The sequence below is a fragment of the Hymenobacter sp. HSC-4F20 genome (assembly GCF_019599275.1).
Lineage (GTDB): Bacteria > Bacteroidota > Bacteroidia > Cytophagales > Hymenobacteraceae > Hymenobacter.
In genome coordinates this window covers 790,522-802,585 of record NZ_JAHZTD010000002.1, presented here as the reverse complement: position 1 = coordinate 802,585, position 12,064 = coordinate 790,522, and the positions used below count along the sequence as shown (strand labels likewise).

At 58.7% G+C, this 12,064-nt stretch carries 11 protein-coding genes; 9 read left to right on the top strand and 2 right to left on the bottom strand.

Annotated features, from left to right (window positions below; genetic code table 11):
• Positions 1-7: 7 nt before the first annotated feature.
• Positions 8-427, top strand: coding sequence for a response regulator (locus K3G63_RS13185; protein ID WP_220614565.1), 420 nt, complete (start codon positions 8-10; stop codon positions 425-427).
• A 183-nt stretch (positions 428-610) separates the two neighbouring features.
• Here the strand turns inward: K3G63_RS13185 and K3G63_RS13180 are convergent, their stop codons facing one another.
• On the bottom strand, positions 611-1,042 hold the full coding sequence (locus tag K3G63_RS13180; RefSeq protein ID WP_259404436.1) for a GNAT family N-acetyltransferase: 432 nt from the start codon (positions 1,040-1,042) through the stop codon (positions 611-613).
• Positions 1,043-1,262: 220 nt separating this feature from the next.
• Between K3G63_RS13180 and K3G63_RS13175 the strand changes: the two genes are divergently transcribed.
• From K3G63_RS13175 to K3G63_RS13150, 6 genes are all read left to right on the top strand, one after another.
• The gene (locus K3G63_RS13175) at positions 1,263-1,535 is read left to right on the top strand and encodes a hypothetical protein (RefSeq protein WP_220614564.1); all 273 of its coding nucleotides are present in this window, start codon (positions 1,263-1,265) and stop codon (positions 1,533-1,535) included.
• Between the two features lie 225 nt (positions 1,536-1,760).
• On the top strand, positions 1,761-2,840 hold the full coding sequence (locus K3G63_RS13170) for an SDR family oxidoreductase (protein WP_220614563.1): 1,080 nt from the start codon (positions 1,761-1,763) through the stop codon (positions 2,838-2,840).
• A gap of 84 nt (positions 2,841-2,924) precedes the next feature.
• Positions 2,925-3,605 carry a GAF domain-containing protein gene (locus K3G63_RS13165; RefSeq protein WP_220614562.1) on the top strand — a complete coding sequence of 227 codons (681 nt, stop codon included), beginning with the start codon at positions 2,925-2,927 and terminating at the stop codon, positions 3,603-3,605.
• A 230-nt stretch (positions 3,606-3,835) separates the two neighbouring features.
• Complete coding sequence (locus K3G63_RS13160; protein ID WP_220614561.1) at positions 3,836-5,077, top strand: AAA family ATPase; 1,242 nt, start codon at positions 3,836-3,838, stop codon at positions 5,075-5,077.
• A 1-nt stretch (position 5,078) separates the two neighbouring features.
• Complete coding sequence (locus K3G63_RS13155; protein ID WP_220614560.1) at positions 5,079-5,678, top strand: DUF4276 family protein; 600 nt, start codon at positions 5,079-5,081, stop codon at positions 5,676-5,678.
• A gap of 241 nt (positions 5,679-5,919) precedes the next feature.
• Positions 5,920-6,435 (top strand): hypothetical protein, encoded by a 516-nt coding sequence (locus K3G63_RS13150; RefSeq protein ID WP_220614559.1) that lies wholly within the window; start codon positions 5,920-5,922, stop codon positions 6,433-6,435.
• A gap of 129 nt (positions 6,436-6,564) precedes the next feature.
• On the opposite strand, the gene mfd is transcribed toward K3G63_RS13150, so the two are convergent.
• Positions 6,565-10,089: a transcription-repair coupling factor gene (gene mfd, locus K3G63_RS13145; RefSeq protein ID WP_220614558.1), complete on the bottom strand. Its 3,525-nt coding sequence runs from the start codon at positions 10,087-10,089 to the stop codon at positions 6,565-6,567.
• Positions 10,090-10,326: 237 nt separating this feature from the next.
• On the opposite strand from mfd, the gene K3G63_RS13140 reads away from it, so the two are divergent.
• Both K3G63_RS13140 and K3G63_RS13135 read left to right on the top strand, forming a co-directional pair.
• The gene (locus tag K3G63_RS13140) at positions 10,327-10,539 is read left to right on the top strand and encodes a hypothetical protein (protein WP_220614557.1); all 213 of its coding nucleotides are present in this window, start codon (positions 10,327-10,329) and stop codon (positions 10,537-10,539) included.
• 252 nt (positions 10,540-10,791) lie between these two features.
• A complete protein-coding gene (locus K3G63_RS13135; protein WP_220614556.1) occupies positions 10,792-11,532 on the top strand; it encodes a metal-dependent hydrolase in 741 nt (246 codons plus the stop codon).
• Positions 11,533-12,064 lie beyond the last annotated feature (532 nt).

Here is a 12,064-nt window from a genome sequence, read left to right as displayed (position 1 = left end):
TCCCTCTATGAACAAGCTTTCTAGTATCCTTCTGGTCGATGATGATAAGACCACTAATTTCTTGAATGAGCTCATGCTCCGCAAGCTGGATGTAGCCGAAAAGCTGCTCGTGGCCATGAATGGCAAGGAGGCGCTTGATGTACTGCAGGAGCACTGCGAAAACACGGTGCCCACCTGCCCGGTGCTGATTTTTCTGGACATCAACATGCCGGTCATGAACGGCTTTGAGTTTCTGGATGCCTACAGCCACCTGCCCTGGATGAAGCAGCAGGCTACCGTTATTGTTATGCTGACCACCTCCCTGCACTCCCGCGACGTGAGCCGGGCCGAGCAGCTGCCTGTATCGGGCTTTGTGAGCAAGCCGCTAACGGCTGAGAAGGTCAACTCCATTCTCGCCCAGCATTTCCCTTCAGCTGCCATTTCGTAGCCGCCCGGGCAGCACTTTACCTAGCACGCTACCCCTCAGCAGCCGAGCAACCTAAGCCCCGCCCTGGCTAGGGTAGCACCTGCACGCGGGTAGGGTCGTAGAGCTGCTGCCAGTCGCGGCGCAGAATGGCGTAGAGTAGCTCATCCTCAAACTCGCCCGCCTCGTTCACCCCCGACTCGCGCATCACGCCTCCAGCTGAAAGCCCTGCGTTTTCTCGATGGAGCGTTTGGAAGAAAGGTTGGAGACGCGGCAGCCGGTGGCTACCCGGTTCAGGCCCAGCAACTCAAACGCCAGGTAAAACAAATGAGGCTTGCTGCGCGGCGTAACGCCCCGGCCCCGCATGTGCCGGAACACATCGGCGCCGGTAGAGCCGGTGCGCTCCTCCCAGCTGTCTACCGTCAGCAGCGTCATGCCGGCCAGTTCCTCCCCCAGCAGAGAGTAGAAACCGAAGTTGGTGCGGCGGCCGTTTTCGTAGCGCGGCAGGTAGTTGCGAAACAGCTCCTCCAGCATCTCCCGCGAGTCGGGGTGGCCCTGAAACAGCGCGAAGATGTCCGGTAAGTTCTCCTCGTTGATGAGGTGCAGCGTGATGGAGTCGGAGTAAAGGGCTCGGAACATGGCAGGGCGGGCAGGTGGTGGATTGGCGGGAGCAGATACAGGGCCGACACTGGTTTGGCTTCGGGGCCTGCGGCCTGCGCTGCTCTTCTAAATATACTACCCCTTGGGGTGCTGGTAAGCTCCGGCGTAGCCTGCGGCGTGGGGCCCACCTGCCAACGCAGCCTTTTGTTCCTGCGTAGGAAGCAGGCACATTCCCTTATCGTTCTAACTTTCTTTCCTCATGGCTTCATCCCAAAATTCAACCCCTGATTCCGGCTGGTCTTCTCCGGGCGGCCTTTCTCCCATCCCCAAGGAAGAGCTGTTCCGTGTGCTAGACGAAGAAAACATTCAGCTCGAAGACCTGCCCAAGAAAACCAAGCACCTGGCCACCAAAATCCGCGACATCTACGAGAAGTCGTCGGGCGAGAAACTGCAGCCCGCCGATATGGAAGCCTTTCAGGCCCTGGTAGGCCGCGAGGCCACCGAGTGGCTGGAGCGCCGCCCTCACGTATAAGGCTGGGGCCACCAGTTCTTACTTCGCTTACACCGCCCCCGTCCGGTAGCCGCCCAGCAGGGCTGGCCGGGCGGGGGCGGTGACGCTTTGCCCCTTCTCCTAAGGTAGGCGCTGGCCTTTGCTGTGAGGAGTGAAAATGCCACTTCGGGCCAAGCTGGGCCATATCCTGCCATGCAGTGTAGCCGTAGCAGCAAAAACCTTTTCACCTTCTGGTTTGCGCGCCTTATGCCTCGTCTGTTCTCCTGCCCCTACATTATTGCTACCCCTTCTACTGCTGGCAACCGCCTGGCAGCGGCCCTGCGTTGCGTGGGGCTGGTGCTGCTCGTGCTGCTGGGTAGTTGCACTACCTCTAAGCCAGGGGCCAGCGTGCAGAAGCAGGTGCAGGGCAAAACCTACGTGATTATTGGGGCTTCCAGCGGCTTTGGCCGCGGCATGGCCGAGCAGCTGGGTGCCATGAAGGCCAACGTGGTGTTGGCCGCCCGCCGCACCGAAGTACTGGAAGAAGTAGCCGGCAAAGTCCGGGCTGCCGGCGGGCAGGCCTTGGTGGTAACTACCGACATCAGCCAGCCCGAGCAGGTGCAGCGCCTCGCCGATGCCGCCCTGCAGCAGTTTGGCCGCGTAAATGTGTGGGTGAACGACGCGGGGGTAGGCGGCATCGGGCGCTTCTGGGACATTCCCCTCGCCGACTACTCCCGCCTGATAGACGTGAACCTGAAAGGCGTGGTGTACGGCAGCCAGATTGCCATCAAGATATTCCAGAAGCAGGGCAGCGGCACGCTCATGAACCTGGGCTCGGTGGAAAGCAAAGTGCCCCTGGCCTACCACGCCGTGTACGCCGCTACCAAAGGCGCCATCCGCAACCTCGACCGGGCCCTAACCCACGAGCTGCGCTTGCAGGGCTACAAGAACATTAAGGTGGTAACCATTGAGCCCTGGGCTGTGGATACCCCGTTCTGGGGCCACGCGGCCAACTACAGCGGCGGTACGCCCCGCATGGCCGCCATGGACCCGCCCAGCAAGGTAGTAAATGCCATGGTGCGCTCCTCGGTGCGGCCCCGGCAGGAGTTGCCGGTAGGCTGGAAGGCTCGCGGTGCTTCCTTCTCCCACCAAATTCTGCCCCACTTCACGGACCGGATTTCGGCTAACATAGTCCACCGCTACCAGATGAAAACTGCGCCGCCTATGCCGGCTACCCCCAGCTCTTTATACCAGCCCGTACCCACCGGCCAGGGGGTAGATGATGGCGTGAAAAAGCGCATCAAAGCCGAAAACCGCCAGCGCAAGCAGCAAAAAGCTACCCGCTAACAAAGCCCTGGTACGGAAGAAGTCTATTTTGTATATTTATGGGATAGGGCAGGTTCGTCCGATTCATTATTTCCCATCCTTACTATGTTGACTATCGAACGGAACCGGCTGGCGGCGCTTGATTCTTATGATATTCTGTACTCGGCGCAGGAAAAGCTATTCGACGATCTGGTAGAGCTGGCCGCTTATATTTTCAGCGTACCGATTGCACGTATCGCCTTCGTGCACCAGCGCGAGGTATGGCACAAAACCAGCGTAGGGATGCCCGCCCAGGAGGTGCTGGCCCCCACCCAAACCCTGTGCTCCCGCGCCATTGCCGCCCAGGTGCCTGTGCTGGTATATTCCGATTTGGCCGCCGAGCCGGACCAGGGCACCGCCACTGCTCAGGAGCGGCAGGTACGGTTCTATGCCGGGGCACCCGTGCGCACGCTTCAGGGCTTCAACATCGGGACGGTGTGCCTGGCCGGCTACGAGCCGCGCCAACTGACCGACTCTGAGCAGCGCCTCCTCATCCAGCTGGCCCACTTGGTAATGCTGGCCTTGGAAGCTCGCCGCCACCTACTAGCCTCTCACCGCCCAACCGACTGGGATCAGCTGCGCCAGGATGCGGAGGAAGCTCTGCACAACCAAATGGCAGTAGTTCGCTACCTCAAAGCCCGCAGCGAAGGCCAGACGCCCGTTCCGGCCGAGCTGATTGAGCTTATTGCCAAGCGCCTGCAAGAAGTAGCCGAGGTGCTCACCACCGACCAGAAGCCAGAAAATTAAAGGCGCGCTCCTACCACGCAGTCAGTAGCGGCCTAACAAATTCAATACTCGCTCTGGCACTGAGGGCCAGGAAAAGCGTTGCCGCCACACTGCTCCATTACCGGCTGCTGGGAAGGGGCGACCAGGTCAATCACCTGCCGGGCCGACCGGATTCAGCAAATGTTAATGTATGGACTCTACATACATTATCCCCGTACTTTGCAGCAACCCAGCTCCTAGTTCCCCGCTCCATGCCTGACACCGCCGCGGCCCCCGGCTACCCCCGCCTCACCTACCTGCGCATCAAAAATTACCGCGCCCTGCGCGACGTGGAGCTACGCGACCTAACGCCGCTGACGGTGCTCATTGGCCCCAACGGCAGCGGCAAATCCACCATCCTCGACGCGCTGGCGTTTCTGGCCGAAGCAGTGAGCGGCAACCTGCAACAGGCCTGGGAAAAGCGAAATCGGTTTGCTGGAATGCGTACGCGCGGACAGGACGGGCCTATTGAGTTTGAGATAAAGGCTGCGCTTTGGAAGCATGAAGAAATAGCGTATAAACTATCTGTATCAGAGAAGGCAGGAATTGCTGTTGTGATATATGAAGAGTTAAGATCTTCTTCTGAGCCTTTAAAGAAGCTATTATATCTAGTAAAGGGCGATAGAAACTTCGACGAACTAAATGAAGATGTTGCTGAGATAAAAAACGTCTTTAGAAGTGAAATTGCCTTTGGACAGTCAAGGCGTAATGCAGCTACTCAGTCTTTTTTTGTTTTATCTAGGAGCCTTCCTCCACAAGCTGTATTTGCTGTAGAGATTCCTTTTGCAAAGTTGCTAGAGTCCTACCGCTACATCCATCTCACCGACGACCACCTGAAAGGTTACTCCGATGCTGGGCCGCGGGAGAGGCTGTCAGCTAATGGGGACAACCTGCCCAACGTGCTGTACTACCTGCACACCAAGCACCCAGAGGCGCTGGCCCGCATCAGCGAGAAGCTACGGCGCTGGGTACCGGGGCTGGCGGAAGTAGTAACAGAAATTACCTCGGATGAGCGGCTGCTACTGCGTTTCAAGGATGCCCCGTTTGAGAAGCCTCTGCCAGCGCAGTACATGTCGGATGGTACCATGAGGCTGGCGGCCCTGCTCACGTTACTTTATGAACCTAATGCAACCGGGTTACTAGGCCTAGAGGAGCCGGAAAACGAACTGCATCCGCGCCTGCTGCCGCGCCTGGCGGAGGAACTGAGCAAAGCCACCGAAACGCGGCAGCTGCTGGTGGCTACTCACTCACCTTTCCTGCTGGATGCCTTGGAGCCGGAGCAGGTCTGGATTCTTGACCGTGGTGCCGATGGCTACACCCAGGCTACGCGGACGGCTGATATTCCGCAGGTGAAGGAGCTAGTAGAAGATGGCTCTCCGCTGGGTTACCTCTGGACCAGCAACTTCTTCCGCCTCGGCGACCCACTCGCGCCGCGCACCTCAGCCGACCGGTAGTATGCACATCGAGTTTCTGCTGGAAGAACCCTCGGCGGAGGCCGCGCTGAATCTGCTGCTGCCCAAGCTGCTACCCCCGTCCGTAACCTGGAGCTGCCACCCGCACCGCGGCAAAACCGACCTGTTCCAACGCCTGCCGGGCCGGCTGAAAACCTACACTCGCCAGTTTCCGCACCAGCCCGACCTGCGGGTAGTCATTCTGATGGACGCCGATACCGACTGCCGCCGCCGGAAAACTGAGCTGGAACAGGTAGTAGCGGAAGCCGGCTTACTGACCAAAACCACCGCTGCCGGGCAGCCCTTCCGCATCATCACTCGGCTAGCCGTGCAGGAGCTGGAAGCATGGTTTCTCGGCGACCGAGCCGCTATCCAAGCCGCCTACCCCCGCGTACGCTCTCAACACTTCAGCGGCCTCCCGCACGACCCTGACACCATTGCCGACACCTGGGAAACCCTCTGGCGCGTGCTGCAGCAAGGCAAGTACTACCCCACTGGCAAAGCCAAAGTAGAATGGGCTGAAACTATCACCCCCTACCTGGAGCCAGAGCGGAATACCTCAGCTAGCTTTCAGTACTTGCGGCAGGGATTGGGTTTGTTGTAATATAGAAACCCCCTGCCTAGCGCGAGCTTGTAGCTCGTCTAACGTGCGTTAACGCCTTGCCCTGACTACGTCGCTATGGCGGCATCAGACTACGATAGAAGCGGAAGTAGATTCCGGTACTGATACGCACTGCCTGACGCTGTATAGGGAGTTACGGTAGCATTTAAATGTATTGCCTATCATTGCTGTTGTGAAGAACTATAACATAATTTTCGGCACATTCAGTACACTATCATCTATTATGAAAAAATCTACTATTTATCAGTTGCTAGTTGTGAGTATTGTATGGCTTACAAGCTGTCAAAGTGAGAAGGCCACATTCTACTTCTCCTCCCGACCAGTATCCGTAGCCATACCAGTACCCGTTGGCCCGATACCGACTACTCAAGCATCACTGCTTGCGCCTACTCCTCCTGCGCCGCAGGCATTGCCCGCCTACCCGCAGAAGCAGGTAGCTAACCGCACTCCTAAACGATTGACCGCCATTGCCCAGGTAGCTGCTGCTCCGTTGGCAGCCGCCCGAAATTCATTGTCTCGCCCGAATACAATGCGCCACGCCAGTAAGCGGCACTTAGCTCCGAAGGAAGGTGGTGCGAAGGCGTTTGAGGCAATTATGCAGCTGCTTGCAGTGGTAGCTCTATTGCTAGGAGCAGGTCTAATTATCGCAGGTTTGGCATCCAGCAGCGTGGGCGTTGGTGGTATTATTCTCGGAGCTATTCTGTTTGTTGCCGGGTTGGTTGTTTCGATAAGTACATAAGACATTGATAAATAGAAACAGATAAAGCTGCCTGACTTACGTTGCTAATCCCTGAAACCTGGCATTGTTATCAAAGCAAAAAGCCGCGCTTTCTGATCAGAAAGCGCGGCTTTTTACGTGTGATGAGGATTACACACCTACCTTCTCCTCACTGCCCAACTCGCTCAGAATGCGCTTGGCGGCCTGGACGTTTTTCACTTCCTCTACGGATAGGATGAGTTGCTCCTTGCGCTCCTTCATGGAGGCGGAGCGGGGGTGGGTTTGCACGTAGCTGAGGATGTTGCCGAAGGTATCGCTCTGGAAGTAGGGCTCGTTGTTGGTGGCCGGGATGAAGCCTTTGAGCAGACCCTTCTTTAGCGTCAACTTTTCGAAGCCCACTTGGCAGGCCTGCCAGCGCAGGCGCACTATGTCGGCCAGCTGCTCCACTTCCTGGGGTAGGGGCCCGAAACGGTCCACCATGCCGTTGAGCACTTTGCGCAGGTCCTCGGGGCTTTTGGCCCGGTCGAGTTTGCTGTAGAGCTGCAGGCGCTCCGATACGCTGCTCACGTAGGAATCGGGGATGAGGATTTGCAGGTCCGTCTCGATGTTGCACTCCTTGGGGCCGCTGGTGCCGGCCGCTTCCTGCAGGCGCTGGGTCGGGTCGCCGAGGAACAGGTCGCGGAACTCCGTTTCCTTCAGCTCCTGCACGGCCTCGTCCAGAATCTGGTGGTAGGTCTCGAAGCCCAGGTCGTTGATAAAGCCCGACTGCTCCCCGCCCAGCAAGTTGCCCGCCCCCCGGATGTCCAGGTCGCGCATGGCCACGTTGAAGCCCGCGCCCAGGTCCGAAAATTCCTCCAGGGTGCTCAGGCGCTTGCGGGCGTCGCTCGGCAGGCCGGCCACTGGGGGCGTGAGCAGGTAGCAATACGCCTTTTTGTTGGAGCGGCCCACCCGGCCCCGCATCTGGTGCAGGTCAGAGAGGCCGTGCATGTGGGCCCGGTTGATGATGATGGTGTTGGCGTTCGGAATATCCAGGCCACTCTCAATGAGGGTGGTGCTCACCAGCACGTCGTAGTCGCCGTCCACGAACTTCATCATGCGTTTTTCCAGCAGGTCGCCATCCATTTGGCCGTGCACGTAGGTCACGCGGGCATCGGGCACCAGGCGCAGAATCAGGTTGGCCTGCTCCTCAATGTCCTTTACGCGGTTGTGCACATAAAACACCTGCCCACCCCGCTTTAGCTCGCGGGCAATGGCGTCGCGCACCAGGGCCTCATCGAAGACGTGCAGCTCGGTTTGCACGGGTTGGCGGTTGGGTGGGGGGGTAGCAATGACCGACAGGTCGCGGGCGCCCATGAGAGAGAAGTGCAGGGTGCGCGGAATGGGCGTAGCCGAAAGGGTCAGCGTGTCCACGTTCACCTTCAGCTCCTTGAGCTTGTCCTTGGTTTTCACCCCGAACTTCTGCTCTTCGTCAATCACCAGCAGGCCCAGGTCCTTGAACTTCACGTCCTTATTCGTGAGGCGGTGCGTACCAATGAGAATGTCGGTTTTGCCCTCCGCCACGCGGGCCAGGGTTTCCTTGATCTGTTTGGTGGTCTTGAAGCGGTTCACGTACTCTACCGTCACGGGCAAGTTGCTGAGCCGCTCCCGGAACGTTTTGTAGTGCTGCATGGCCAGAATGGTGGTGGGCACCAGCACGGCTACCTGCTTGCCATCGGCCACAGCCTTGAAGGCGGCCCGAATGGCTACTTCCGTCTTGCCGAAGCCCACGTCGCCGCACACAAGGCGGTCCATGGGGTGGGGCACCTCCATGTCGCGCTTTACGTCTTCGGTAGCCTTGGCCTGGTCGGGGGTGTCCTCGTAGATGAAGCTCGATTCCAGCTCGGCCTGCATAAAGGAGTCGTGGGCGAAGGCGTGGCCGGGCGCGGTTTTGCGCTTGGCGTACAGCCGGATCAGCTCGGCCGCAATGTCCTTCACCTTCTTCTTAACCGACTTCTTCTTGTTTTCCCACTCCGGCGAGCCCAGCTTGCTCATGGTGGGCGGCGTGCCCTCGGCCCCGCTGTACTTGGCAATTTTGTGCAGGGCGTGGATGCTCACCGTCAGCACGTCGTCGTCGCGGTACACCAGCCGGATGGCCTCCTGCACCCGGTCGTTGATTTCTACCTGCGTAAGGCCCGCAAAGCGCGCAATGCCGTAGTCCTGGTGCACCACGTAGTCGCCGGGCACCAGAGTGCGCAGCTCCTTCAGGGTCAGAGCCTTTTTCTTCGAGAACTTCCTACCCTCCTGGGCGCGGTAAAACCGCTCGAACAGCTGGTGGTCGGTGTACACCACCAGCTTCAGGTTTTCATCCACGAAGCCCTCACGCAAGCCCAGCAGCATGTGCTGAAACTGCACGTTGTTGTCCAGCTCATCGAAAATAGTGCGCAGGCGGTCGGCTTGGCGTACCTGCTCGGCGGCAATAATATTGGTGTAGCCCTTCGCCTGGTTGTCGTGCAGGTTCTTGACGATGCGGTTGAAGTCCTTGTTGAAGCTGGGCTGGGGCTTAGTGGTGAACTGGAATTCCTCGGCCCCTTTGAAGTAGAAGCGCTTGCCGAACTCCACCACCGGAAAGCCCTCTAGCAGCTTCTTGAACGTCTTGCCCGACTCAAACAAATCGGCGGGCTTGCTCACTACCTGCGTGCCGCCCGCTACCTCCAGCAGTTCCTTGAAACCCGCTTCGGCCTTGTCAAACGACTCGTCTACTACGTCCAGGGTCTGGCGCACGTCCTTGGCCCAGATGCAAGTGTTCTTCGGGATGAAGTCGAGGAAAGCCTCCCGCGTTTCCTGCAGCAATTTCGTTTGCACGTTCGGGATGATGCTCACCTGCTGGCGCTTCTCTACCGACAGCTGACTTTCCGGGTCAAACGTCCGGATGGTTTCTACCTCATCCCCGAACAGCTCGATGCGGTAGGGCAACTCGTTGGCGTAGGAGAAAATATCCACAATGCCGCCGCGCACCGCAAACTGCCCCGCCTCATACACAAAGTCCGTCCGGTCAAAGTCGTACTCCGCCAGCATGTCGCTGATGAAGTTCACGTCCAGCTTGTCGCCCACTTTCACCACGAAGGTGTTGGCCACCAGGCTTTTCTTGTTGATAACCTTCTCAAACAGCGCCTCGGGGTAGGTCACGATAAGCGCCCCGCTAGTACCCGGCACTTGGCGTGGGGTAGCCTCCGGCGTTTCCGTCACCTCGCCCGAGCCCAGTACCGCCAGGGGCGAAGCCGGCGCTTCGGCCGCGGTGGCAGCTTCCCGGCGGGCCGTGTTCAGGCGGTTGAGCACTTCGGCCCGCATCAGCACGTTGGCGTTTTCCGTCTCATCAAACTTGTAGGGGTGCTTGTAGGAGCTCGGAAACAGCAACACCTCGGGGCCGTCGGGCAGCAGGCTTTGCAGGTCGGCCATGAAGTAGGCAGCTTCTTCCTTGTCGTGCAGAATAAACAGGTGGGAAAGCGGGCCGTGCGTTACGGCGGCCGCCACCACCGCATCCTGGCTGCCCACCAGCCCGCGCAGCTGCAGGCGCAGGTCGGCGCTCCGGGGTTGGTCGGGGGTAGCGGCTGGCTTCGCCGCCCCGTGCAGGCGGGCCGATAGTATCTGCACGTCGGTATCGAGGCGGTACAGGCGAAGGAAATCGGAGACTTTCAAAACGATATTCGGCTAGGGGAGGAGGCAAAGGTAGAAGCCCGACCGAATGAAAATCCGGTCGGGCGAAAGGCAACTGTCATCCCAACCAAAGGCAGGAATGACAAGGCGGAAGAAGCTGCCGCTGCTATGCCCTACCCAATACCGCCGCTACGCCTTGAAAGTTTCCAACACTTTTCTCCGCCACTACCGTATCTTCCCAGTTCACGCAGTACAAGTAGCCCCGGGGGGTGTAAGGCTATGATGGACAAGCAACAGCAGAACGGCTCGGAGGAGTGGGACAACCTCCTGAACCACCTGCGCCAGATCAGAGAGCAAGTGCGCGAGCAGGGTCCTTTGCCCGAGCACGAAAAAGAGGAAATTACCAACGCTTTTCACCGCGGCCTGGCCCTGCTGGAAAGCCAGGTTCGCGACATGGCAGGCGGTATGCGCGGCAGTTCCGGTCAGTGGTAAACTGCCGCGCAAGCAAGAGCGGAGCCAGAAGGCCAGGCACTCCTTCTCATACAAGGTGATGTTGGCGGCAGTTGACTACGAGCTGAACAATACGCCAGCTCTACTCTTCAGCTCCAGTTTCTTCGGCTACCTCTATCCCCGTGCTTATTGCAATTCTCTGTTAGGAGAACCGCAAAAAAGCCGTGTCAGGGTAGCGTATGGATGCTGGCCATGGTGGTATATTCGCCGCTTATTCGTTTCTATACTTTTCTAGTGCGCGGTTCTTCTCACTTGGCCATTGGCCTGATTACCGGCGTGGCTGTGGCGGGTCTCGTGCCGGGCATTCCATTTTCGCCGGCGGGCATTGCCCTGGCAGGTTTTTCCTCCCTGGCTCCTGACCTTGACCACCCCGGCTCCCGGCTTAGCAAGCGCCTGGGGTTTGCGCAAAACTACGTGCGCTGGGCCTTTGTGGCGGTAGCCGCCGGGCTGGCCCTCTACACTCACTTCGTGCTGCCAGCGGGGCCCGATAGGCGCCTGGGCTTTACCGCGGCGCTGGCCTTCGGCCTGATCGGCGCGGCCTTGCAAGGCGACTCCACCCGTAAGCTGGCCCTCCTGTTCACGGCCCTGTGCACGGTAGTAGCGGGCCTCTATACTGGCTACGTGTGGCTGAGCATGCTGGGTTTGTTTGTGGCCGTAGCACCCTTCACCTCTCACCGCTCCTGGACGCACACGCTCTGGGCCGCCGGTCTCTGGACTTATATTGGGCACCTGGCTAACCAAGGCCTGGGCTGGCACGGGGTGGCTTGGTTTGCGGGCGGCGGGTACCTTTCGCATTTGCTCGCCGATACGCTTACCAAAGCCGGCGTAAAGTGGCTGATGCCCCTCACCGACTTTTGCCTGAAAATTCCGCTGATCCGGACTGGCTCCAGGAGTGGCAACCTGCTGGAGGTAGCTATTTGCACGGGCTACGGGCTGCTGGTGCTAGGGCTGGTGGTTGGTAAGCTCGGTTTTTAGCCGATGCAACACCTACCCAAGCGTAGCGGAACGGTAGCCCTGACGCCCGCGCCGCGGCCGGAACCTAAGGGTGTTGGTCTGTTGTTCCGCCAGCTTAAGCTACGAAATACACCCGTCAGGCGAATTTGTGGCAGTGACGACGACTGAAAGCGTAGTTTTACTAGGCTATCTGAGCTACGGCAGGCTAGTCGGCCGTAGGATTTATGAATGAAGCGCGCCGGCGCCCGAACCAGTTCCTGGCCCATGCTCAAGGCCTTGGGTTTCGTCGGGGGCGGTGTAATTTGCATTTATTGGATTCGCTTAAGACATATATATGATTTAATATTGTAAGAGATATAGCAAGCAACGGCCGTGCAGCCGCCTCTAGTATCCTGCTACCCGCGCAGTGCATAATTGTGCCTGTTTCCTGCCCGTTGTATTCCGCTTAATCTGCTGTGTAAGAGCCAGCGCCCGAAGTGCTAACCCACACATCATCATTCGCTAAAACCTTTCCTCCACCGCTTTAGTGCACCAGTGTAAGTTCGACAACTTG